The organism is Massilia eburnea, assembly GCF_050709955.1.
Lineage (GTDB): Bacteria > Pseudomonadota > Gammaproteobacteria > Burkholderiales > Burkholderiaceae_D > Rugamonas > Rugamonas eburnea_A.
In genome coordinates, this window is record NZ_JBNZFX010000031.1 from 90,954 (window position 1) to 114,957 (window position 24,004).

Here is a 24,004-nt window from a genome sequence, read left to right on the forward strand (position 1 = left end):
GGCGGCGCTTACAACCTGTAACATTCGTCAAGGGCGAAAGTCGGTAAGCTTCCTCCCCAGCATCTTCAGTAAAAAGCCAATATCTTGCACCAGTACACCCATTCCCACGCCGAACTTGCGGCCCACGACGGGCAGCATTGCCCGACCTGCGGCCAGCCCTGGCCGCAGGACAAGGTGCTTGAATATGGCTCAGGCAAGCCGAACCGCTGGGGGATCGCCTTCACCATCGGCCTGCACTTGCTGATGGTGCTGATCTATTTCATCAAGCCGAAGGACAAGATCGAGCTGACCCCACCGCCCAAGGCGGGCGAGATGGTCTACATCACCCCAGGCAAACCGGCGCCGCAACCCAAGCCCAAAGCGCAGCCGAAGGCCAAGCCATCCAAGGAAACCCCGCGCTCCTCGCGCGCCTACCTGCCGCCGAACAAGAACGCGATCACCGAGGTCATCAAGCCGCAGGAGAAGATCGTGCCGCCCGAGCAGGCCAAGCTGACCCCGGTACCGGATACCGTGCCCGACATGGCAGCCCTGATCGAGCAGCGCCGCCGTGCGCGTAACGGCGATTCGCAGCAGTCGGCCCAGGAAGAAGATGCCGGCGCCACCGGCAAGGCGCGCGCCCTGGCCAATATCATGGGCGCCCAGGGGCGCAATGCGAATGGCGAGCGCAACGATACCGGCGGCGTGTTCCAGATCGTCAACCAGACCTTCAATGGCGCCGATATCAAGTTCCGCGGCTTCAGCAGCAACTTCAAGCGCCAATGGCAGCAGCAGGTCCACGTCGACCAGGGCGCGGAAAAGGATATCGAAACGGCAATCGTCAAGAAGATGGTCGAGATGATCCGCAAGGAGAAGCCGGGCGACTTCGTGTGGGAATCGCACCGCCTTGGCCGCAACGTTCCAATGAGTGCGCGCAAGGAAGACGAAAAAGAGCTGCAAGCCTTCCTGTTGCTCGAATTCTGGCCGAATTATGGCAAAGTGCGATAAGGCAACAACGCCGCAAAAATTCTTGAAACCGGCAGGGTTCTTGCAGATATAATCGCGAAATTTGCCGATTGGAGCCGGAGTTTCCGCTGCGATGAACATCACCCTGATTTCCTTTGTTGTGCTGTACCTGCTGGGCACGCTCGGCCTCGGCATGTGGGCCGGTACCCGCATCAAGAATACGACCGACTTCGCGGTGGCCGGCCGCAGCCTGCCCCTGATTATGGTTGTTACGACAACCTTCGCAACCTGGTTTGGCGCGGAAACCGTGATGGGCATTCCTGCCAAGTTCGTGCAGGGGGGCTTGAACGCAGTCGTGGAAGACCCGTTCGGCGCCGGTACCTGCCTGATCCTGGTCGGCATGTTCTTCGCCGCCCGCCTGTACAAGCTCAACCTGCTGACCATCGGCGACTTTTACCGCCAGCGCTTCGGCAAGGGCATCGAGGTGTTCTGCTCGGTGGCCATCATCGTTTCCTATCTGGGCTGGGTGGCGGCGCAGATCACCGCCCTGGGCCTGGTGTTCACGGTGCTGACCAATGGCGCCATGTCGGAAACCACGGGCATGATCGTCGGCACCCTGGCGGTGCTGATCTACGTTGTGATCGGCGGTTTCCTGGCGGTGGCCTGGACCGACTTCATCCAGATGATCGTGCTGGTGGTTGGCCTGTCCGTGATTGCCTTCTTCTCGGCCGACCTGGCGGGCGGTGCGGGCAAGGTGGTCGATATGGTAGCCGGCAAGGACCTCGGCAACTTCCTGCCGCCGCCGCAGTTCACCGACATCGCCTTTTTCGTCGGTTCGGCCGTGACCATGATGTTGGGCTCGATTCCGCAGCAAGACGTCTTCCAGCGCGTGATGTCGGCCAAGAACGCGCCGACTGCGCGCGCCGGCGCGATTATCGGTGGCGCCAGCTACATCCTGTTCGCCGCGGTGCCGATGTTCATCGTCTGCTGCGCCATCATTGTGATGGGCGAACACGGCCTGGAATTGGCCAAGAACGACACCCAGCGCCTGCTGCCAACCTTCGTATTGACCAAGATGCCGCTGGTGATGCAGATCCTGTTCTTCGGTGCGCTGCTGTCGGCAATCAAGTCGACTTCGTCCGCGACGCTGCTGGCGCCATCGACCAGTTTTGTGGAGAACATCCTGAAGAACCTGCGCCCCGGCATGAACGACAAGCAGCAGCTGTTCGCCATGCGCGCCACCATTGTGGTGTTTGCGGGCTTGGTATTGCTGTATGCCGTAAGGATGAACGGTACCTCGATCTACGAGCTGGTGTCGAGCGCTTACCAGGTCCCGCTGGTGGCTGCATTCGTGCCGCTGGTCATGGGCCTGTATTGGAAGCGCGCCACCACGCAGGGCGCTATCCTGTCGCTGGTGTTCGGTATTGCGACCTGGCTGGTGTTCTTCAAGGAGATTGGCGGCGAAGAATTGGCTGCGAAGTTCCCGGGCCAGCTGGCCGGCCTGTTGATGGCCTTTGTCGGCATGATCGTTGGCTCGCTGGCACCGCAAATCCTGCAGAACCGCCAGGAGGGCGTGCAGCACGTTAAGGGCTTGAATGCTTGAAACCGGTAAACCGAGGTCAGACCCAAGGGTCTGACCCCCAACGGTACAACGGCCGCGGGGTTGGTTGTGCGAATTTGATCTTCGTCGAAAGTCAAAATCGCATAACCAACCCCGCGGCCGTTATGCAGACAGGGTCTGACCCTTGGGTCAGACCCAGGTTTACCGGTTTTAACCCTTGAGCTTGCGCGCAATATCGAGCGCGAAGTAGGTCAGGACGCCGTCGGCGCCGGCGCGCTTGAAGGCCATCATCGATTCCATCATCACCTTGTCGTGATCGAGCCAGCCGTTCAGCGCGGCGGCCTTCAGCATGGCGTATTCGCCCGATACCTGGTAGGCATAGGTCGGCACCTTGAACTCATCTTTCACGCGGCGCACGATGTCCAGGTAAGGCATGCCTGGCTTGACCATCACCATGTCGGCGCCTTCGGCGATATCCAGCGCCACTTCGCGCAGCGCTTCGTCGGTGTTGGCCGGGTCCATCTGGTAGGTGAACTTGTCGGCCTTGCCTAGCGCCGCCGCCGAGCCGACCGCATCGCGGAACGGGCCGTAGAAGGCGGACGCGTATTTCGCCGAGTAAGCCATGATGCGCGTGTGGATCAGGCCCTTGTCTTCCAGCGCCTTGCGCATCACGCCGATGCGGCCGTCCATCATGTCGGACGGGCCGACGATGTCGACGCCGGCTTCGGCCTGGGTCAGCGCCTGGCGCACCAGCATCGCGGTGGTCTCGTCGTTCAGGATCGAGCCTTTCTCATCGACGGTGCCGTCCTGGCCGTGGCTGGTGTACGGGTCCAGCGCCACGTCGGTCATGATGCCCAGCTCAGGGAAGTTTTTCTTCAGCTCGCGCACTGCGCGCGGAATCAGGCCTTCCGGGTTGGTGGCTTCCACGCCGTCATTGGTTTTCAGCGACGGGTCGATATTCGGGAACAGCGACAGCACCGGGATGCCCAGCTTCACGCATTCTTCGGCCACCTTCAGCAGGTTGTCGATCGAGATGCGGTCCACGCCCGGCATGGTGCTCACCGCTTCGCGGCGGTTGGCGCCTTCCACCACGAAGACCGGGTAGATCAGGTCGTCCACGGTGACGGTGTTCTCGCGCATCAGGGCGCGCGAGAACGGGTCGCGGCGCATGCGGCGCATGCGGATAGCCGGAAAATCAGGAGTGATCATTCTTCGCTTTCATCAGGAATGGGCGCTTGGTCGCCGTCGGCGAGGCCGGCCAGCTCTTCGATCTTGGCCGTCGCTTCCTCGATGCCGATGCGCTTCAGCGCGGAAAACAGTTGCACGGTGAAGGGGAAACCTTCGCCGTCTTCATCGACGTAGCTGTCAAGCTTGGCTTGCGCCTGGCGCAGCACATTGATGGATTCATTGCGGTTGAGCTTGTCGGCCTTGGTCAGGATGCAGTGGATCGGTTTGCCGGTCGGGGCAAACCATTCGATCATCTGCTGGTCCAGGTCGGTAAACGGGCGGCGCGCGTCCATCATCAGGATCAGGGCGGCCAGCTGCTCGCGCCGCTGGACATAGTCGCCCAGCAGGCGCTGCCAGTGGTTCTTGGCATCGCCCGACACTTCCGCGTAGCCGTAGCCCGGCAAGTCCGCGACCAGGCATTGCAGCTCATCCATGTTGAGCGGGTCGTGGCGGTGCATCGCGACGTGGGCGCCGCCGATCGAGAAGAAATTGATGTGCTGGGTGCGGCCAGGGGTCTTGGAGGCGAAAGCCAAGCCTTTCTGGTTGCACAGGATATTGATCGCGGTGGATTTGCCAGCATTGGAGCGGCCCGCAAAGGCGATCTCTGGCACCGTCGTGCGCGGCAGGTCGCGCAGATGGTTAACGGTAGTGAAAAAACGGGCTTGCCAGAGTTTGGACATGGGGAAAGCAACAAAAAGAGGGCAAAAGTGCAGGAAAGCTATTGTACAATAAGGGGTTACGAATTGTTGCCATGCTATATTGCGCCAATTCCTATACTACTCATTATTTACTTCTGTCCCAAGGTGTCTGAATGAATCGTGCGTTTTCGCCATTTGTAAAATCCTTGTTCGTCGCAATGCTGGCCGTTTCCGGCGTGGCCTCCGCTAATGAAGCGCATGCCCCGGCAGCAGCCAAGGTTGATCCAGCTAAAGGCGCTACCCTGTATGCTGAAGGTGACAACGCACGCGGCATCCCGGCCTGCGTATCCTGCCATGGCGCCAAGGGTGCATCGACCATCACCATCAACCCGAAACTGGGTGGCCAGGGCGAAGCCTACGTTTACAAGCAACTGGTGGCCTTCAGCGGCGATGCCCGTCCAGGCACCGTGATGACCGCCTTCGCCAAGGCGCTGACCGAAGAAGAGAAGAAAAACGTGGCTGCCTACCTGGCTACCGAGCCAAGCAAGACTGGCGCCGCCAAGAACAAGGACACCATCGAACTGGGCAAGAAGATCTACCGCGGCGGGATCGCTGAAAACCGCGTGCCAGCCTGTGCTTCCTGCCACGGCCCAGCCGGCGGCGGCATGCCCGCCATGTACCCGCGCGTAGGCGGCCAGCACCAGGACTACACCGCGGCCACCCTGAAAGCCTTCAAGGCCGGCACCCGCAAGTCCAGCGCTGAAATGCAAACCATCGCTTACCGCATGTCCGACAAGGAAATCGAAGCGGTTGCCGACTACATGGCCGGCTTGAAGTAATTGCAATGCGCCGCCCGATGCAGGGCGGTTCTGGACATGAAAAGGGCGGCCGCGCAAGCAGGCTGCCCTTTTTTTGCATATCCTCCTGACTTTTTTTCCTGAGCAGCAATGAGCGACACCCCAAGCACTTCCGGAATCCAGCTGCGCAACCGGCGCGGCCCACTGGCTGAGACGGTCGAGCTGCTGTCCTCGATGCGTTTCGCAATCGCGCTGTTCGTGGTGATCATCTTCGCCGCGATCATCGGCACCATCGTGCAGCAAAGCCAGCCGATGCCGAACTACATCAACCAGTTCGGCCCGTTCTGGTTCGAAGTGTTCAATAAACTGGGGCTGTACGCGATTTATTCTTCGTGGTGGTTCGTTTCCATGTGCGGCTTGCTGGTCGTGTCGACCTCGCTGTGCATCGTGCACAATACGCCCAAGATGCTGAAGGATATGCAAAGCTGGCGCGAGAAAGTGCGCGAGGCTTCGCTCAACAATTTCCACCACAAGGCGCATTGGCAGTCGCCGCTGTCGCGCGAGCAGCTGGCAGGCCAGACTGCCCAGCGCCTGGGCCATGCAGGCTACGGCGCCAAGATCATTGAAAAAGACGGCGCCACCCTGGTGTCGGCCAAGCGCGGCGCGGGCAACAAGTTCGGCTATATCTTCGCCCATAGCGCCATCGTCATTATCCTGGTCGGCGGCATGCTCGACTCCGACCTGCCGATCCGCTTCCAGCAATGGCTGCTGGGCAAGACCGCCTTCGGCGGCACCGGCCTGATCGCCGACATCCCGGCCCAGCACCGTCTTGGCGTGCACAACCCGACTTACCGCGGCAATATCGCACTGCCGGAAGGCTCGGCCGGCAATACCGCCATCCTGTCGCGCCCGGATGGCGTACTGATCCAGGAACTGCCATTCACCATCCAGCTCAAGAAATTCGATATCGACTTCTACAGCACCGGCATGCCGAAGCTGTTCGCCAGCCATGTGACCGTGCGCTCCAACGCAAGCGGCAAGACGGTCGATGCCGTGGTCGAGGTCAACAAGCCGCTGATCTTTGAAGGCGTGGCGATCTACCAGTCGTCCTTCGAAGACGGCGGCAGCAAGCTGAAGCTGCTTGGCCACCCGATGAAGGGCACCGCCACCACCACCTTCGGCCTGGACGGCGAAGTCAACGGCACCACCAAGCTGAACGACGAGTACACCGTGGAGTGGAGCGACTTCCGCCCCTTCAACGTGGAAAACATCAGCGGCCAGGACGCGCGCGCCGTCACCAAGGGCGAGAGCTTGAATGAATCGTTCTCGCGCAGCCTGGACAAGCAACTGGGCTCGGCCGCCAAGACCGCCCATAACAAGGACCTGAAGAACGTCGGCCCCTCGGTGCAGTACAAGCTGCGCGACAAGACCGGCCAGGCGCGCGAATACCAGAACTACATGCAGCCGGTCACCATCGAAGGCGATACCGTGTACCTGGCCGGGGTGCGCGCCAACCCGTCCGACCCGTTCAGCTACCTGCGCATTCCTGCCGACGACGAGCACAGCGTGCGCGAGTGGATGCGCCTGCGTGCCGCCCTGCAGGATCCTGCCCTGCGCCAGAAAGCCGCCGCGAACTATGCGGCGCACGCCATGCCGCAAACGAAGGCTGGCGATGTCCTGCGTGGGCAGCTGGAAGCCTCGGCGCTGAAAGGCCTGGAAATCTTCGCCGGCGACAGCAACGGCGCCGGCTTCTTCGCCATCAGCCGCTTCCTGGAGAAGGTGCCGCAGGCCGAGCAGACCAAGGCCGCCGAGATCTTCCTGAAGATCCTGAATGGCTCGATGTGGGAGTTGTGGCAAGCCGCCCGCGCCCAGGATGGCAAGCCGGCTGCGGCGCTGGATGTAAGCCACGGCCGCTTCCTGCAACTGGCCACCAACGCACTGTCGGACAGCTTCTTCTATGGCGCCCCGGTTTACCTGCAGCTCGATGATTTCACCCAGATCAAGGCTTCGGTATTCCAGGTCACCCGCTCGCCGGGTAAAACGATTGTGTACCTCGGCTGCGTGCTGCTGGTGCTGGGCGTGTTCGCGATGTTCTACATCCGCGAGCGCCGCGTCTGGGTCTGGATCAAGGATGGCGAAGGCGGTGCCGAGGCCCTGATGGCCATGAGCACCCAGCGCAAGACGCTGGACTTCGAAAAGGAATTTAAGGAACTCAAGGAAAAACTTCCGCAATCGGCGTAAGCTGTTGCCAAGTTTTGGAGAATCGCAAATGGAAGCAATACAAACTTATACCCAGCAACCCGGCTATTTCAAGCGCCTGAACGCGCTCGACTGGCTGTTCGCACTGGCCCTGGGCGTGGGGGCGCTGTACGCCTTCAACCGCTTCGGCGCCTATATGGACATCTACGAGAAGGGCATCCTGCTGGCCTCGGCGCCCGCGTTTGCCGCCCTGGGCTGGTACTGGAAGCCCTTGCGCTGGCTGATGCCGCTGTCGTTTGCGCTGGCGCTGTGGGCGGTCAGCCTGTACGGCGGCGACCTGGCGGCTGCGGACCAGCGTTTCTTCCTCAAGTACATGCTGTCGAGCCAGTCGGCCATCCTGTGGATGAGCACCATGTTCGTCCTGTCCACCCTGTTCTACTGGGGCGGGCTGGTGGCGCGTTCCGACTTCGGCGGCGCGATCGGCTCGCGGCTGTGCTGGGCCGGCATCGTGTTGGGCGTAACCGGCATGCTGGTGCGCTGGTACGAGTCTTACCTGATCGGCACCGACGTCGGCCACATCCCGATCTCGAACCTGTATGAAGTATTCATCCTGTTCTCGCTGATCACTGCGATGTTCTACCTGTACTACGAAGCGCACTACAAGACCCGCACCCTGGGGCCCTTCGTGCTGCTGGTGATTTCGGCCGCGGTCGGCTTCCTGCTGTGGTACACCGTGGCGCGCGGCGCATCGGAGATCCAGCCGCTGGTGCCGGCGCTGCAAAGCTGGTGGATGAAGATCCACGTGCCGGCCAACTTCATCGGCTACGGCACGTTCGCGCTGGCAGCAATGGTGGCCTCGGCCTACCTGCTCAAGTCGCATGGCCTGCTGGCGGACCGCCTGCCGGCGCTGGAAGTGCTGGATGACGTGATGTACAAGGCAATCTCGATCGGCTTCGCCTTCTTCACCATTGCCACCATCCTTGGCGCCCTGTGGGCGGCGGAAGCCTGGGGCGGCTACTGGTCGTGGGACCCGAAAGAAACCTGGGCCCTGATCGTCTGGCTGAATTACGCGGCCTGGCTACATATGCGCTTGATGTCGGGCCTGCGCGGCCGCCCGGCGGCATGGTGGGCCCTGGTCGGCCTGCTGGTCACCACCTTCGCCTTCCTGGGCGTGAACATGTTCCTCTCCGGCCTGCATTCCTACGGCAAGCTTTAATATCGGCTTCAGCAAACTGGTGTAAGGTTTAGCTATTACCTTGCACCAGTTGGAGCCGACCATGCTGATCCTCCCTTCCGAAATCACGCCGCGCGAAGTTTTTGAAGCGCGCCGCAAGTTCATCAAGCTGGCTGCTGCTGGCGCCATCCTCGGCCCCGAACTGGTACAGGCGGCCAACCTGCCGTCCAAGCTGAATCCTGCTTACGCCGTGATGGAGAAGCAGACCTCGCGCAAGGACGCCACCAGCTACAACAACTTCTACGAATTCGGCACCGACAAATCCGATCCGGCCGAGAATGCGCACACGCTGCGCACGCGTCCCTGGGCGGTGCAGATCGAAGGCGAAGTCAAAAAGCCGATGACGTTGGACATCGACAGCCTGCTCAAGTTGGCACCGCTGGAGGAGCGCATCTATCGCCTGCGTTGCGTGGAAGGCTGGTCGATGGTGGTCCCGTGGGTAGGCTACTCGTTCTCCGAATTGATCAAGAAGGTCGAACCGACCGGCAATGCCAAGTTCGTCGAATTCATCACCCTGGCCGACCACAACCAGATGCCTGGCGTGCGCAGCCGCGTGCTCGATTGGCCATACGTGGAAGGCTTGCGCATCGACGAAGCCAACCATCCTCTGGCGCTGCTCACACTGGGCATGTATGGCGACGTGCTGCCGAACCAGAACGGCGCGCCGGTGCGCATGGTGGTGCCGTGGAAGTACGGCTTTAAATCCGCCAAGTCGATCGTCAAGATCCGCTTCGTGCGCGACATGCCCCGCACATCCTGGAACAAGTCGGCGCCCAGCGAATACGGCTTCTATTCGAACGTGAATCCGGACGTCGACCACCCGCGCTGGTCGCAGGCGTCCGAGCGCCGCATCGGCGAGGACGGCTTCTTCACCAAGAAGCGCAAGACGCTGATGTTCAACGGCTACCCGGAAGTGGCATCGCTGTACACCGGCATGGACCTGAAGAAGTTCTACTGATGGCCTTTACCCCAACTGCGCGCCAGCTGACGGCGATCAAATCCATCGCCTTCATGCTGGCGCTGGTGCCGTTCTTTGCGCTGGCCTACCTGGTCGCGACCGACCAGCTGGTCGAGCCGCTGCAGTACATCACGCGCAATACCGGTTCGTGGACCTTGTACTTCCTGTGCATCACGCTGGCGGTCACTCCGCTGCGCCGGTTATCGGGTTGGAACTGGCTGCTCAAGTTGCGCCGCATGATGGGCCTGTACGCCTTTTTCTACGCACTGCTGCACTTCACCACTTTCCTGTGGTTCGATCACTTCTTCGACGTGCAGGAGATGTTGAAGGATGTCGTCAAGCGGCCTTTTATCACCGTCGGCTTTACTGCGTTCGTGCTGCTGGTGCCGCTGGCGGTGACCAGCACCAACGCCATGGTGCGCCGCCTCGGCGGCAAGCGCTGGCAGCTGCTGCATAAACTGGTGTACGTGATCGCGCCGCTGGGGATCCTGCATTTCTGGTGGATGCGGGCAGGCAAGCACGACTTCAACAAGCCGATTCTGTTCGGGCTGATCGTACTTGTTCTGCTTGGAATGCGCGCCTGGTGGGCGCGCGCTGGAAAACCGGTAACCCGGGGTCTGACCCAAGGGTCGGACCCCCGATGATCTTGCGGATAACGGGGTTGTTGTGCGTTGTTGATCTTCGCCGAAAGTCAACGTCGCACAACCCTGCCCATGGCTGCTGTACCGGTTTTTAGCGGATGACAGATTCCAGCGCGAACAGGTCGGCTGGATTTTCGCGCTGGCGCACGACGTGGACTTTGTCGCCGTCGACGATCAGTTCCACGGCGCGGCCGCGGGTGTTGTAGTTGGAGGCCATGGTCATGCCGTAGGCGCCGGCGGTCTTCATCACCAGCAGGTCGCCGGCATCGACGCCCAGCTCGCGGTCGCGGGCCAGCCAGTCGCCGGACTCGCAGATCGGGCCGACCACGTCGAACATGGCGGCGGCGGCGCCGTTGCGCAGCACCGGCTGCATGTCCATCCACGCCTGGTACATCGCCGGGCGTGCCATATCGTTCATGGCCGCGTCGACGATGCAGAAGTTCTTCTCTTCGCCGTGCTTGATGAATTCCACGCGGGTCAGCAGCACGCCGGCATTGCCGACGATCGAGCGGCCCGGTTCGAAGATCACCTTGATCGGTGCGCCGCCGTGCTTTTCCGCGCGCCACGCATCGATGCGCTTGAACAGGCGGGCCAGGTAGTCGCCGACCGGCACCGGTGCGCCGTCGCCGTAATCGATGCCCAGGCCGCCGCCGATGTCCAGGTGGTGCAGGTGGATGCCTTCGGCGCCCAGCGCGTCGATCAGTTCAATCAGCTTGTCCAGCGCTTCCAGCAGCGGCGCGTCGTCCAGCAATTGCGAGCCGATGTGGCAGTCGATGCCCGACACGTCCAGGTGCGGCAGCTTGGCGGCGGTGCGGTAGGTTTCCAGCGCGTCGTCGAAGGCCACGCCGAACTTGTTGGCTTTCAGGCCGGTGGCGATATAAGGGTGGGTCTTGGCGTCCACGTTCGGGTTCACGCGCAGCGAGATGCGCGCTTTCTTGCCCATGCTGCCCGCCACTTGGTTCAGGCGGTGCAGTTCGGGGATCGATTCGACGTTGAAGCAAAGGATGTCGTGTTCCAGCGCCAGGCGCATTTCTTCCACGCTCTTGCCGACACCGGAGAAGATCACTTTCTTCGGGTCGCCGCCGGCGGCGATCACGCGCAGCAGTTCGCCGCCCGACACAATGTCGAAGCCGGCGCCGCGGCGGGACAGCAGGTCAAGGATGGCAAGGTTGGAATTGGCCTTCATCGCATAGCACACCAGCGCGTCGCGGCCGGCGCAGGCGTTGGCGTAGGAGTCGAAGTTCTCGCTGAGCTGGGATTTGGAATAGACGTAGGCCGGGGTGCCGTACTGTTCTGCAATGCGATCGAGCGCGACGCCTTCGGCGTGCAGCACGCCGTTCTGGTATTCGAAATGGGACATAAGCTTACTGTTGGGATGCTGGTGGTGTGGACGGAACCGGAGCCGCCGGTGGCGCCACGCCCGGTTTCGCCTCGGTGGCGGGCTTGGCGGGTCGCTTTGGCATATAGAGGGGGCCGGTTTGGCCGCATCCGGCCAGCAGGGCTGCCATTGTAAGGACAGCAAGTGCGATTGGGGACTTCACGATTAGAATAGGGGCTTGATAGGAATCTTGGAGTGTAGCATGACCGAATCGGAATTTTTGGACCAGGCCGAAGCGACCCTGGATGCGATCGAGGCATCGCTGGACCGCCTGTGTGCGCAGGACATGGTGGACGTGGAGTGCAGCCGTAGCGGCAATGTGCTGGAGATCGAGTTCGTCGAGAACGGCTCGAAGGTGATCATCAACTCGCAGGCGCCGATGCAGGAGCTGTGGGTGGCGGCGCGCTCGGGCGGTTTCCACTATCGCCAGGTGGCGGGCAAGTGGGTCGATACGCGCCGCGGTACGGAGTTGTACCAGGCGCTGTCGGAGATTGTGACGGAGCAGGGCGGGGCGCCGGTGGTGGTGGCGCCTTAGAACCGGTAAACCTGGGTACGACCTAAAGGTCGGACCCGCCACGCGGCGCTCGCCGGTTGGGTCAGCCCCTTGGGTCTGACCCGGACTTACCGGTTTTAGAACAGCTCGTTCTTGACCGCGTCTTTCTGCTTTTCTTCCGCCGGGGTGCCGCGGGTAGCGCCTTCCAGGCTGTCGATGCCCACGCCCGGCGGATTCTCCGCATAGTAGTACTCGCCATCCTGGGCAATAATGCCCTGCGGAATCGGCCTTTCCTCAATCGGAATACCCTTCAGCGCCTTGCCCATGTAGCTGATCCAGATCGGCAGGGCCAGGCCGCCGCCGGTTTCCTTGTTGCCCAGGTTCTTGGGCTGGTCGAAGCCGATCCAGGCGATGCCTACCAGCTTGGCCTGGTAGCCTGCGAACCAGGCGTCGATCGAGTCGTTGGTGGTGCCGGTCTTGCCCGCGATGTCGGGGCGCTTCAGCGACAGCGCGCGGGTTGCCGTACCAAAGCGCACCACGTCCTTCATCATCGAATCCATCAGGAAGGCGTTGCGCTCGTCGATCACGCGGTTCTTTTCGTCGCCCGCCTTGTCCGGGGTGGCCTGCGACAGCACCTTGCCGCTGGAGTCGGTGACCTTGGCGATCAGGTAGGGCGAGATCTTGTAGCCGCCGTTGGCAAACACCGCGTAGGCGCCCGCCATCTGCATCGGCGTCACGCCGCCGGCACCCAGGGCCAGCGTCAGGTAAGGCGGGTTGCGTTCCGGGTCGAAGCCGAAGCGGGTCGTATATTCCTGGCCGTACTTGGCGCCGATGCGGTGCAGGATACGGATCGAGATCATGTTCTTCGACTTGGTCAGGCCGCGCCGCATGGTCATCGGGCCTTCGTACTTGCCGTCGTAGTTCTTTGGCTCCCAGGCCTGGCCGCCGGTCTGGCCGGCGTCAAAAGAGATCGGCGCGTCGTTGATCATGGTGGCCGGCGACAGGCCGCGCTCCAGCGAGGCTGAATAGATGAAAGGCTTGAACGAGGAACCCGGCTGGCGCCAGGCCTGGGTCACGTGGTTGAACTTGTTGCGGTTGTAGTCGAAGCCGCCCACCATGGCCTTGATCGCGCCATCTTCGGTGCTGGCCGAGACGAAGGCCGATTCCACTTCCGGCATCTGGGTGATCAGCCAGTCCTTGTCGTCCTGCATGACGCGGATCACGGCGCCGCGGCGGATGCGCTTGTTCGGCGGGTTCTTGTCCGAAAGCCAGCTCTTGCCCATGGCCAGGCCGGCGCCCTTGATGGTGATTTCCTCGCCGGAGGCGGTGACTGCCACCACCTTGTCGGCGGCGGCGGAGAGCACCATGGCCGCCACGATATTGTCGCTGTCCGAATGCTCGGCCAGTTCGGTTTCGATGATTTCGTCGGCTTCAGATTTATTGGCCGGCAGGTCGACATAGGATTCCGGGCCACGGTACGGATGGCGCTTCTCGTATTCCATCACGCCGCTGCGCAGCGCCAGGTAGGCGGCGTCCTGGTCGGCCTTGGTAATCGTGGTGAACACGTTCAGGCCGCGCGTGTAAGTCTCCTCCTTGAACTGCTCGTAGACCAGCTGGCGCGCCATTTCCGCAACATATTCGGCATGAACACCAAACGCGCTGCTGTCTGTTTTCACTTTTAACTGTTCATTCTTCGCCGTCTCGTACTGTGCGGGCGTAATATAGCCAAGCTGGGCCATGCGCTGCAGGATGTACTGCTGGCGCACCTTGGCGCGCTTCGGGTTGACCACCGGGTTGTAGGCCGAAGGCGCTTTAGGCAGGCCGGCCAGCATGGCCGCTTCCGCCACGCTAATGTCTTTCAGATTCTTGCCGAAATAGATTTGAGCGGCCGAAGCAAAGCCGTAGGCCCGCTGCCCCAGGTAGATCTGGTTCATGTAGACCTCCAGGATCTGGTCCTTAGTCAGGTTCTGCTCGATCTTCCAGGCCAGCAGCGCTTCATAGGCCTTGCGCTTGAACGTCTGCTCGCTGGAGAGGAAGAAGTTGCGCGCCACCTGCTGCGTAATGGTGGACGCCCCCTGGCGGGCGCCGCCGGTTGCGTTGTGGACTGCGGCGCGCAGGATGCCCCAGTAGTCGACGCCGCCGTGTTCATAGAAGTTGCTGTCTTCAATGGCCAGCACCGCCTGCTTCATGACATCGGGGATGTCCTTGATATGCACCAGGTTGCGGCGCTCTTCGCCAAACTCGCCGAGCAGCACATTGTCGGCCGAGTAAATACGCAGCGGTATTTTCGGCCGGTAGTCGGTAATGGTATCGAGCGATGGCAGGTTGGGGTAGGCCAGGGCCAGGCCGAACACCACCAGCAGCACGCCGGCCAGGATCAGGCCCAGCAAAGAAATCAGGGCCATCAGCAGAAAACCCTTCGGCGTTTTTTTTGCCGTGGTCTCGTGGTTGTTTGCGGTCATATGCAGCTTCACTAAGTTTTATGCAAGGCATTATAAATGAGGGCCCGGGCGCCTGAGCGCACGTGATATCCGGAAATATTTACTATGGGCAACCAAGCAACTTAGTTTCTTGATATGCCATTAATTGCAACATCGGGTGTGGCAAATCCCTCACAAAACATTAATGGTGCACTGGAGAAATATCTTTACACGGCGCTGACAATGTTGCTAGCATCTAATGTACTGTCTCATGTTTGCGGTCTAAACACGGGTTTTTAAACGAATTTGGATATGTAAATGTCTATGGAGTTGTCAGGAGTGCATCCATGCCATTGGATCTGAAAGCCCTGTTTGGCGGCGCCCAGGGCCCGCTGGTTGGCTTAGATATCAGCACCTCGAGTGTGCGCTTGGTGGAATTGTCCGATTCGGGCAAGGACGGCATGCGTCTCGAACGGTGCGCATCGGAGCCCTTGCCGCGCGGCGCAGTTGCCGACGGCAATATTGAAAATATGGAGCAAGTGGTCGAGGCGGTACGCCGCCTGGTCAAGAAAAGCGGCACGCGCGCCAAGAACGTCGCGCTGGGCATGCCGCCTGCTTCCGTCATTACTAAAAAAATCGTGCTGCCGGCCGGTTTGTCTGAGCAGCAGCTCGAACTGCAGGTCGAGTCCGAAGCTGCCCAGTACATCCCGTTCGCGCTGGACGAGGTGAGCCTGGACTTCGACGTGATCGGGCCGGTTGCCAACTCGTTGGAAGACATCGAGGTGATGCTGGCAGCAGCACGCCGCGAAAAAGTCGTCGACCGGGTGGCGATCGCCGAAGAGGCCGGCATGAAAGCGACGGTGGTGGATGTCGAATCCTACGCCGCGCGCGCCGCATTGGACCACGTCACCTCGCAGTTGCCGAATGCCGGCGCAGGCCAGGTGATCGCGCTGTTCCAGATCGGTGCCGTGTCGACCCAGATCTCGGTGATGCTGGATGGCACGACTGTCTATGAGCGCGAGCAGCCGTTCGGCGGCAACTCGCTGACCCAGGATATCGTGCGTTCCTACGGCCTGGCTTTCGAAGAGGCCGAAGCGCGCAAGAAGGCGGGCGACCTGCCGGAGAACTACCAGTCCGACGTTCTGACCCCGTGGTTGGAAGGCGCCGCGCTGGAAGTGACGCGTGCGATCCAGTTCTTCTTCACCTCGACGCCATTCACCAAGATCGACCAGATTTTCCTGGCTGGCGGCTGTGCCGTGTTGCCGGGCTTGCTGGACATGATCGCCAGCCGCACCCGAATTTCCAGCGCCGTGATTTCGCCGTTCAAAGGCATGCAGCTGGCGTCCGGCGTGCGTGAACAGGCGCTGCGCAGCGATGCGCCGGCATACCTGGTGGCCTGCGGCCTAGCCATGCGGAGGTTCGGCTAATGATACGTATCAACCTTCTCCCCCACCGGGAAGAAAAACGCGCACTGCGCAAGAAAGCTTTCTACGCCATGCTGGGTATCGGCTTCGGCGTCGGCGCGACCATTGTTGCGATGGTCGGCGGCTATAACCAACGTGCCATTTCGATCCAGTCGCTGCGCAATGAGGAGCTGAAAGGCGCCATCGTTGAGCTGGACAAGAAGATCGTGGAAATCTCCACGCTGCGCCAGGAAATCGACGCGCTGAAGGCGCGCCAGCAGGCGGTGGAAGATTTGCAGGCCGACCGTAACCAGCCGGTGTACCTGATGGATGAACTGGTCAAGCAGACGCCGCCAGGCGTGTTCCTGAAGACGGTCAAGCAGGAATCGCAGAAAGTCACGCTGACCGGCAGTGCCCAGTCGCAGGAACGGGTGTCCGAGCTGCTGCGCAACCTGTCGGGCAATTCGCCGTGGCTGGAACGCCCAGACCTGCAGGAAGTCAAAGCCGGCACGATTGGCGGCAAAGACAAGGCAAGCGGTCGCGCCATTGTCGAATTCCAGCTGTCTGTCATGATCAAGCGTCCACGCGACAAGGACGAAAACCCGGACGGCAAGGCGGGCGCCAAACCTGGCGCCAAGCCAACTGCCGAAGCCAAGTCCTGAGAACATAACCATGGCAACCGATTTGAAACAATTAGATGAGGTGCTCAAGGGCCAGTTCCGGAACCTGAGCGGGGTGCACCCAGGCCTGTGGCCGATCCTGCCGCGCATGCTGCTTGCGCTGGGCGTGGCGGCAGTGGCGGTGGGAGCGGGCTATTTCCTGTACTGGCAGTCGCAGTACGAGGAGCTGGAAGCCGGTGCGCAGAAGGAAGTGCAGCTGCGCGACGAGTTCAGGCAGAAGGTCGCGCAAGCGGTCAACCTGGAAGAGCTCAAGCGCCAGAAAGAAAAGGTCGACCAGTACGTGGTGCAGATGGAGAAGCAGCTGCCGGGCAAAGCCGAAATGGCGGCCCTGCTGTCGGACATCAACAACGCCGGTACCGGCCGCGGCCTGACCTTCGAGCTGTTCAAGCCTAACCGCGTCGACGTCAAGGATTACTACGCCGAACAGCCGATCGAACTGCGCGTCAACGGCAGCTACCATGACCTGGGCGCCTTTGCCGGCGACCTGGCAGGCATGGCACGTATCGTTACGCTTAATAATATTTCGCTGGACGTCAAGCCAAAGGAAGGCAAGGAATTGCCAGCCGGTACCTTGCAACTGAATGCCATCGCAAAAACCTTCCGCTATCTCGATCCGGATGAAGTGGCTGAGCAGCGCAAGTCAGCCAACGAGAAGAAAAAGGGAGATAAGAAGAAATGAAGAAGCTTACCCCCCTCGCCTTCGCTCTGTTGTTGAGCGCGTGCGGTGAAAGCGATGTGCAGCAGGTACGTACCTGGATGAAGGAAGTCGAGAGCCAGACCCAGCCGACTGTCAAGCCGCTGGCCGAGCCGAAGACCTTCTTCCCGTTTGCCTACGTGGCCGGCGAAGCGCTGGATCCGTTCAACGCCAGCAAGCTGTTGACCGAACTGGCCAAGAGCCGCGCGGGCGGTGCCCAGGCACCGGACCAGAACAGGCGCAAGGAATTCCTCGAGAGCTTCCCGCTGGATGCCATGAAGATGGTCGGCACCATGGAAAAAAACAATCTGGTGAATGGTCTGTTGCAGATCGACCGCACCGTCTACCAGGTCAAGAAGGGACAGTACGTGGGACAGAATTATGGTTTGATCACCGCGGTCACGGATGACGCGATCACGGTGCGTGAAATTGTTCAGGATGCGGCCGGCGACTGGGTCGAGCGCATGTCGAAGCTGGAACTGCAGGAAAGTAAGGAGAGCTCCAAATGATCGCCATCAGAACCCTGAAGCGCTTGTGCCGCCAGGCTAGCGTAATGCTGGCACTGGCCGGCAGCGCAGCTGTTGCGCAGGCCCAGCAAGGAAACGCGATCGAATCGATCACGGCCAACCAGCAGGGCAGCAACGTGATCGTGAAGATCGCAATGAAGGAAACGCCGCAAAAGCTGCCGGTTGGCTTTGCCATCACCAATCCGGCCCGTATCGCGCTCGATTTCGGGCAGACCGCCAATGCCACCGGCAAGACCAGCCAGGACCTGAACATGGGTGACCTGGCCAGTGTCAACGTGGTGCAGGCGGGCGACCGTTCGCGCCTGGTGTTCAACCTCAAGCGCACGCTGAACTACGCCACGGCGTTGGACGGCAAGAACGTGATCCTGACCATCGACTCCTCCGGCGGCGTGGCGCAGGCGGTCGATGCGCGCGGCCTGCCGGTCGCGGCAGCCAAGCCGGCAGTGCCGGCGCCTGCCGGCAAGCAAGCGCTGCGCGATATCGATTTCCGCCGCGGTAACAACGGCGAAGGCCGTGTCGTGATCGACCTGCCGAACAACCAGGTCGCGGTCGACGTGCGCCAGACCCCGACCGGGGTGGTCGTGGACTTCCTGAAGACCAGCGTGCCGGAAACCCTGCGCCGCCGCCTGGACGTGACCGATTTCGGCACGCCGGTCAACCGCATCACCACCGTCCCGCAAGGCGAGAACGTGCGCATGACCGTGGAGGCGCATGGCCTGTGGGAGCAGAGCGTGTACCAGAGCGAATCCCAGCTCGTGGTGGACGTCAAGCCGATCAAGGAAGACCCGAACAAGCTGGTGCAGGGCACCCAGGGTTACCGCGGCGAAAAACTGTCGTTCAACTTCCAGAACGTGGAAGTGCGCGCAGCGCTGCAGGCAATTGCCGACATCTCCGGCCTGAACATCATCACCAGCGACAGCGTGCAGGGCAACCTGACCCTGCGCCTGAAGGAAGTCCCATGGGACCAGGCGCTGGACGTGGTGCTGCAGGCCAAGGGCCTGGACATGCGCAAGAATGGCAGCGTGCTGTGGATCGCACCAAAGGAAGAACTGCTGACCAAGGAAAAACTGGAACTGGAACAGAAGGCCCAGATCGCCGACCTGGAGCCGCTCAAGTCCGAAATCTTCCAGCTGAACTACCAGAAAGCTGAAGCGTTCAAGACCGTGTTCGGCATCGAAGGCGGCGGCGACACCAAGAACCGCATCCTGTCCAAGCGTGGCAGCGCCATCATCGAGTCGCGCACCAACCAGCTGTTCGTGACCGATATCGCGGCCAAACTGGAAGAAGTGCGCAAGCTGATCCAGAAGACCGACATCGCCACCAAGCAGGTGCTGATCGAGGCACGCATCGTGGAAGCGTCCGACACCTTCACCCGCAACCTGGGGGCCAAGCTGGGCTTTGCCGACATGCGCGCCATCCGTGGCGGCGATGCCGGCTGGGGCGTTGGCAACGGCAACAACCGTGTTGGCCTCAGCGGCAGCCAGACCGGCATGGGCCAGGCCCAGGGCGTGGTGAAGATCAATAACGGTATCGATGACTACGGCAATATGCAGTTCATCAACCTGCCTGCGTCCTCCATCAATGGCGCCCAGGCCGGCAGCCTGGCGGTCAGCCTGTTCAACCAGGCCGCCAACCGCTTCCTGAACCTGGAACTGTCGGCCCTGGAAGCTGACGGCACCGGCAAGATCATCTCCAGCCCACGCGTGGTGACCGCCGACAAGGCGCCAGCCGTGATCGAACAGGGCGTGGAATTGCCATACCAGGTGGCGACTTCGTCCGGCGCGACGTCGATCGTGTTCCGCAAAGCCAACCTGAAACTGGACGTGGTGCCGCAAATCACGCCAGATGGCAACGTGGTGCTGGACGTCGATGTCAACAAAGACTCGGTGGGCCAGGAAACCCGCGCCGGTTTCGCGATCGACACCAAACACGTGAAGACCCAGGTGATGGTCGAGAACGGCGGCACCGTGGTGCTGGGCGGTATCTACCAGCAAGTCGAGCGTAACGTCACCAACAAGGTGCCGCTGCTGGGCGACGTGCCGATCCTGGGCAACCTGTTCAAACAGAACTCGCGTACCAATGACAAGACCGAACTGCTGGTCTTCATTACGCCAAAGATCGTTACCGACCGCCTCTCCGCGCGTTGAGACGAAGCATAGTGTCATCAGAATAAAGGAAAGAACATGGCAAACGTAGTATTCCGAAAACTGTCCGGCCTGGTCGGCGCGCTGGCTTGCGCCAGCCTGCTGGCAGCCTGCGGCGGCGGCGGCGGCAATCCGGGCACCAGCACCACCGACCCTGATCCGCTGACCCCGAAGGCCGCCAGCGTGATCGTGAGCTCCACCTCCAACACCATTGCCGCCTCCGGCGTCGACGGTACCGAAGTGACCATTACCGCGATCGTCAAGGATAGCGGCAACCAGGCCGTGCCTGGCGCAACCGTGCTGTTCAAGACCACCGCCGGCACCATCAGCAATAGCGGCGCGGTCACCGACAGCACCGGCACCGTGTCGGAGAAGCTGAGCGTGAAGGGCGTCACCGTGAACGGCGTTCCGCAGCCGGTTAACCTGGAAATCAAGATTTCCGCCGGCGTCAAAGGCGTCGAGAACGTCAGTTCCAACACCATCACCATCAAGACGGTGTAAGCCAGCACCCGTGCGGCGCCTGCCCCGCGGCAGGCTGCTGCCGTGCAATTTGCGCTATCATGCGTGAATGCAAAATGTTTACTTAGTTGGATTGATGGGGGCGGGCAAGACGACCATTGGTCGCCAGCTCGCCCGCAAGCTGGGCTTGCGGTTTGTCGATTCCGATCATGAAATCGAAAGCCGCACCGGGGCCTCGATCCCGTGGATTTTCGAGATCGAAGGCGAACCCGCCTTTCGCCGGCGCGAAGCGGAAGTCATCCGCGAGCTGACCAGCCAGCAAGGCATCGTGCTGGCCACCGGCGGCGGCGCCATCCTCAACGAAGCCAGCCGCGCGTTGCTGCAGCAGCGCGGCACCATCATCTACCTGCGCGCCTCGATCAACTCGATCCTGGCCCGTACTGCGCACGACAAGAACCGCCCCCTGCTCCAGACGGCCGACCCGCGCCGGAAACTCGAAGAACTGCTGGCGCAGCGCGAGCCGCTGTACATGGACATGGCCGACCTGGTGATCGACACCGGCCGCCCCAACGTGCAATCGATGGTCCAGAACATCATCAACCAGCTCGATGCGCTGGCCTGCCAGGCCGCGCCCAACTGCGTCACCAAGGCCCAACCCGCCATGAACGAACAAACCCATATCCTGCTCAATGTCGACCTGGCCGAGCGCAGCTACCCGATCGCCATTGGCCCGGCGCTGCTGGACGACGCCAGCCTGCTGGCCAAATACGTGGGCGGCAAGAAGGTCGCCATCATCTCCAACGACACCGTGGCGCCGCTGTACATGGAACGTGTGCGCGCCCCGCTGGCCGCGGCCGGCAAGGAAGTGATCGAAGTGGTGCTGCCGGATGGCGAAGAGCACAAGCATTGGGAATCGCTGATGAAGGTGTTCGATGCGCTGCTGGCCAACAAGGCCGACCGCAAGATCACCCTGGTGGCGCTGGGCGGCGGAGTGATCGGCGACATGACCGGCTACGCTGCCGCTTCGTACATGCGCGGCGTCGACTTCGTGCAGGTGCCGACCACCTTGCTGTCCCAGGTCGATTCCTCGGTGGGCGGCAAGACCGGCATCAACCACCCGCTGGGCAAGAACATGATCGGCGCCTTCTACCAGCCGAAGGCGGTGCTGGCCGATACCTCCACGCTGGAAACGCTGCCGGTGCGCGAACTGTCGGCCGGCCTGGCGGAAGTGATCAAGTACGGCTGCATCATCGAGGTGCCGTTCTTCGATTGGATCGAAGCGAACATGGGCCTGCTGATGGCGCGCGACAAGGGCGCGCTGGCCTATGCCATCGCCCGCTCCTGCGAAATCAAGGCCGACGTGGTGCGCCAGGATGAACGCGAAGGCGGCCTGCGCGCGATCCTGAATTTCGGCCACACCTTCGGCCACGCGATCGAGGCGGGCATGGGCTACGGCGCCTGGCTGCACGGCGAGGCGGTCGGTTGCGGCATGGTGATGGCGGCCGACCTGTCGCAGCGCATGGGCCTGATCGACACGGCCACGGTGGAACGCATCCGCGACCTGGTGTCGGCGGCCGGCCTGCCGATCGTGGCGCCGGACCTGGGCGCAGAACGCTGGCTGGAGCTGATGGAAGTGGACAAGAAAAACGAGGGCGGGGCGATCAAGTTCATCCTGCTCGACCCGCTGGGCAAAGCCCGCATCACGACGGCGCCGCAGGACCTGCTGCTGCAAACCCTGGCTGCCTGCACCGAGTGATATGGAACAGACGCTCGCCCCCTACGCAGCACATTCCGACCAGGGGCGCGGCCGCCGCGTCCCCGAAACGCCGCACGCTTCGCGCTCGCAGTTCCAGCGCGACCGCGACCGCATCATCCATTCGACCGCTTTCCGCCGGCTCGAATACAAGACCCAGGTCTTCCTCAACCACGAGGGAGACCTGTTCCGCACCCGCCTGACGCACAGCCTGGAAGTGGCCCAGATCGGCCGCTCGCTGGCGCGCAACCTGCGCCTGAACGAAGACCTGGTGGAAGCCATCGCGCTGGCGCACGATCTTGGCCATACGCCGTTCGGCCATGTGGGCCAGGACGTGCTGCACGAATGCATGAAGGAACACGGCGGCTTCGAGCACAACCTGCAAAGCCTGCGCGTGGTGGATGTGCTGGAAGAACAGTACGGCGCTTTCGATGGCCTGAACCTGATGTTTGAAACGCGCGAAGGCATCCTGAAGCACTGCTCGGTCAATAATGCCCGCCTGCTGGGCGATGTGGCGCAGCGCTTCCTCGACAAGACGCAGCCTTCGCTGGAAGCGCAGTTGACCAACCTGGCCGATGAAATCGCCTACAACAGCCACGATATCGACGATGGCCTGCGCTCCGGCCTGATCTCCATCGCGCAGCTGGAGCAGGTGGATTTCTTCGGCCGCCTGTGGCGCGCGGTGCAGGACGCCCATCCCGGGCTGGCCGGCCGCCGCGCCATCTACGAAACCCTGCGCCGCCTGATCACGGCCCTGGCGGATGACCTGATTGCCACGTCGCGGGAGCGCATTGCCGCGCATGCGCCGCAAGACATGGACGCGGTGCGCGCCGCGCCGCCGTTGATCCGCTTCTCTGACCAGATGCGCAAGGATGCCACCGAGCTCAAGCGCTTCCTGCACGAAAACCTGTACCGCCATTACAAGGTCAACCGCATGCGCCTGAAGGCCAGCCGCATGGTGCGCGAACTATACGAAGCGTTCACCGCCGACCCCTCGCTGCTGCCGCCCGATTACCGCACCGGGCGTGGCGACGCGGACGGCCAGGCACGCAGGGTGGCTGACTACATCGCCGGCATGACGGACCGCTACGCGATTGCCGAACACCGCCGCATCTATTCGCTGGAAGACCTCTAGCCTTGCACCCGGGCCCGCGGCGGGTTAATCTTCTCGCAATCCCAACTTGCCAGAAGAATCATGACCGACACCATACTCGCCCACGGCCCACAGCTCAGCAAACACCGTATTGAAGCCCTGGTCGACGGCATCTTCGCCGTCGCCATGACCCTGCTTGTGATCGAGCTGAAGCTGCCCGAACACGTGCAGGCCACCAGCAGCGCCGAACTGCTGCACGTGCTGGGCGAACTGACGCCGACCTTTGGCTCCTGGGTCATCAGTTTCCTGGTGCTGGCGATTTTCTGGGTCGGCAACCACCGCCTGTACAGCTATGTGCGCCACCTGGATGGACCGTTGACCTGGTACACCATCCTGATGCTGGCCGGTGCCAGCCTGCTGCCGTTCGCCTCGGCTGTGAACGGGCGCTTCCTGTCGCAGCTGGCACAAGCGGTGTATGCGATCGTGATGACGCTGATGGCGATCGGTTCGCTGCTGGTGGCCGCGCGCATCTACCGCCATCCTGAATTGTGCTCGCACCCGATGGACAAGGCGACCTTTGTCGGGGTCTGCATCCGCCAGGGCATCCTGATCGCCGTTGCCGCACTGACCGTCGTGCTGGCGGGGCAGGCGCCCGGCATGGCCAATTTCGCCTTCATGCTGCTGTTCCTGGTGCGCCCATTAAGCAATACGTTGACGCGCCGCCTGCACTAAGCCTGTGCTTGCTTGGTGGATGAATGCCGCC

22 protein-coding genes are annotated in these 24,004 nt (G+C 61.8%); 17 read left to right on the forward strand and 5 right to left on the reverse strand.

Annotated features, from left to right (window positions below; translation table 11 throughout):
- Positions 1–84 precede the first annotated feature (84 nt).
- Positions 85–984, forward strand: coding sequence for a cell envelope integrity protein TolA (locus ACQ4MM_RS17480; protein WP_431478528.1), 900 nt, complete (start codon positions 85–87; stop codon positions 982–984).
- Positions 985–1,075: 91 nt separating this feature from the next.
- Entirely contained in the window at positions 1,076–2,545 is a 1,470-nt protein-coding gene (locus tag ACQ4MM_RS17485) for a sodium:solute symporter family protein (RefSeq protein WP_431478529.1), read from the forward strand.
- 168 nt (positions 2,546–2,713) lie between these two features.
- Here the strand turns inward: ACQ4MM_RS17485 and hemB are convergent, their stop codons facing one another.
- Positions 2,714–3,712, reverse strand: a complete 999-nt coding sequence (gene hemB, locus ACQ4MM_RS17490) for a porphobilinogen synthase (RefSeq protein ID WP_431478530.1) — start codon at positions 3,710–3,712, stop codon at positions 2,714–2,716.
- A complete protein-coding gene (gene yihA / locus ACQ4MM_RS17495) occupies positions 3,709–4,410 on the reverse strand; it encodes a ribosome biogenesis GTP-binding protein YihA/YsxC (RefSeq protein ID WP_431478531.1) in 702 nt (233 codons plus the stop codon). The genes hemB and yihA overlap by 4 nt, the downstream gene beginning before the upstream one ends.
- A gap of 131 nt (positions 4,411–4,541) precedes the next feature.
- On the opposite strand from yihA, the gene ACQ4MM_RS17500 reads away from it, so the two are divergent.
- From ACQ4MM_RS17500 to ACQ4MM_RS17520, 5 genes are all read left to right on the forward strand, one after another.
- Positions 4,542–5,207, forward strand: a complete 666-nt coding sequence (locus ACQ4MM_RS17500) for a c-type cytochrome (protein ID WP_431478532.1) — start codon at positions 4,542–4,544, stop codon at positions 5,205–5,207.
- A 108-nt stretch (positions 5,208–5,315) separates the two neighbouring features.
- Complete coding sequence (locus tag ACQ4MM_RS17505) at positions 5,316–7,406, forward strand: cytochrome c biogenesis protein ResB (RefSeq protein ID WP_431478533.1); 2,091 nt, start codon at positions 5,316–5,318, stop codon at positions 7,404–7,406.
- Positions 7,407–7,434: 28 nt separating this feature from the next.
- A complete protein-coding gene (gene ccsB / locus ACQ4MM_RS17510) occupies positions 7,435–8,580 on the forward strand; it encodes a c-type cytochrome biogenesis protein CcsB (protein WP_431478534.1) in 1,146 nt (381 codons plus the stop codon).
- Between the two features lie 61 nt (positions 8,581–8,641).
- Positions 8,642–9,556, forward strand: a complete 915-nt coding sequence (gene msrP, locus ACQ4MM_RS17515; RefSeq protein ID WP_431478535.1) for a protein-methionine-sulfoxide reductase catalytic subunit MsrP — start codon at positions 8,642–8,644, stop codon at positions 9,554–9,556.
- Positions 9,556–10,200: a sulfite oxidase heme-binding subunit YedZ gene (locus ACQ4MM_RS17520; RefSeq protein ID WP_431478536.1), complete on the forward strand. Its 645-nt coding sequence runs from the start codon at positions 9,556–9,558 to the stop codon at positions 10,198–10,200. Before msrP ends, ACQ4MM_RS17520 begins: the two co-directional genes overlap by 1 nt.
- A gap of 88 nt (positions 10,201–10,288) precedes the next feature.
- Here ACQ4MM_RS17520 and lysA read toward each other — a convergent pair whose 3' ends face one another.
- Positions 10,289–11,557, reverse strand: coding sequence for a diaminopimelate decarboxylase (gene lysA / locus ACQ4MM_RS17525; protein ID WP_431478537.1), 1,269 nt, complete (start codon positions 11,555–11,557; stop codon positions 10,289–10,291).
- Positions 11,558–11,561: 4 nt separating this feature from the next.
- Positions 11,562–11,705 carry an LPS translocon maturation chaperone LptM gene (gene lptM / locus ACQ4MM_RS17530; protein WP_082507583.1) on the reverse strand — a complete coding sequence of 48 codons (144 nt, stop codon included), beginning with the start codon at positions 11,703–11,705 and terminating at the stop codon, positions 11,562–11,564.
- A 72-nt stretch (positions 11,706–11,777) separates the two neighbouring features.
- On the opposite strand from lptM, the gene cyaY reads away from it, so the two are divergent.
- Positions 11,778–12,110, forward strand: coding sequence for an iron donor protein CyaY (gene cyaY / locus ACQ4MM_RS17535; protein ID WP_431478538.1), 333 nt, complete (start codon positions 11,778–11,780; stop codon positions 12,108–12,110).
- A gap of 95 nt (positions 12,111–12,205) precedes the next feature.
- On the opposite strand, the gene ACQ4MM_RS17540 is transcribed toward cyaY, so the two are convergent.
- On the reverse strand, positions 12,206–14,473 hold the full coding sequence (locus ACQ4MM_RS17540) for a penicillin-binding protein 1A (protein WP_431478701.1): 2,268 nt from the start codon (positions 14,471–14,473) through the stop codon (positions 12,206–12,208).
- Between the two features lie 362 nt (positions 14,474–14,835).
- On the opposite strand from ACQ4MM_RS17540, the gene ACQ4MM_RS17545 reads away from it, so the two are divergent.
- The 9 genes from ACQ4MM_RS17545 (at position 14,836) to ACQ4MM_RS17585 (ending at position 23,973) form a co-directional block, all read left to right on the forward strand.
- Positions 14,836–15,915 carry a pilus assembly protein PilM gene (locus ACQ4MM_RS17545; protein ID WP_431478539.1) on the forward strand — a complete coding sequence of 360 codons (1,080 nt, stop codon included), beginning with the start codon at positions 14,836–14,838 and terminating at the stop codon, positions 15,913–15,915.
- A complete protein-coding gene (locus ACQ4MM_RS17550; RefSeq protein WP_431478540.1) occupies positions 15,915–16,553 on the forward strand; it encodes a PilN domain-containing protein in 639 nt (212 codons plus the stop codon). The genes ACQ4MM_RS17545 and ACQ4MM_RS17550 overlap by 1 nt, the downstream gene beginning before the upstream one ends.
- A 10-nt stretch (positions 16,554–16,563) precedes the next feature.
- Positions 16,564–17,250, forward strand: a complete 687-nt coding sequence (locus ACQ4MM_RS17555; protein ID WP_431478541.1) for a type 4a pilus biogenesis protein PilO — start codon at positions 16,564–16,566, stop codon at positions 17,248–17,250.
- The gene (locus ACQ4MM_RS17560) at positions 17,247–17,774 is read left to right on the forward strand and encodes a pilus assembly protein PilP (RefSeq protein WP_431478542.1); all 528 of its coding nucleotides are present in this window, start codon (positions 17,247–17,249) and stop codon (positions 17,772–17,774) included. The genes ACQ4MM_RS17555 and ACQ4MM_RS17560 overlap by 4 nt, the downstream gene beginning before the upstream one ends.
- Complete coding sequence (pilQ, locus tag ACQ4MM_RS17565) at positions 17,771–19,939, forward strand: type IV pilus secretin PilQ (RefSeq protein WP_431478543.1); 2,169 nt, start codon at positions 17,771–17,773, stop codon at positions 19,937–19,939. The genes ACQ4MM_RS17560 and pilQ overlap by 4 nt, the downstream gene beginning before the upstream one ends.
- A 36-nt stretch (positions 19,940–19,975) precedes the next feature.
- Positions 19,976–20,437 (forward strand): hypothetical protein, encoded by a 462-nt coding sequence (locus tag ACQ4MM_RS17570; protein ID WP_431478544.1) that lies wholly within the window; start codon positions 19,976–19,978, stop codon positions 20,435–20,437.
- Positions 20,438–20,531: 94 nt separating this feature from the next.
- The gene (aroKB, locus tag ACQ4MM_RS17575) at positions 20,532–22,151 is read left to right on the forward strand and encodes a bifunctional shikimate kinase/3-dehydroquinate synthase AroKB (RefSeq protein ID WP_431478702.1); all 1,620 of its coding nucleotides are present in this window, start codon (positions 20,532–20,534) and stop codon (positions 22,149–22,151) included.
- 1 nt (position 22,152) lies between these two features.
- On the forward strand, positions 22,153–23,283 hold the full coding sequence (locus ACQ4MM_RS17580) for a deoxyguanosinetriphosphate triphosphohydrolase (RefSeq protein WP_431478545.1): 1,131 nt from the start codon (positions 22,153–22,155) through the stop codon (positions 23,281–23,283).
- Positions 23,284–23,343: 60 nt separating this feature from the next.
- Positions 23,344–23,973: a TMEM175 family protein gene (locus ACQ4MM_RS17585; RefSeq protein ID WP_431478546.1), complete on the forward strand. Its 630-nt coding sequence runs from the start codon at positions 23,344–23,346 to the stop codon at positions 23,971–23,973.
- Positions 23,974–24,004 lie beyond the last annotated feature (31 nt).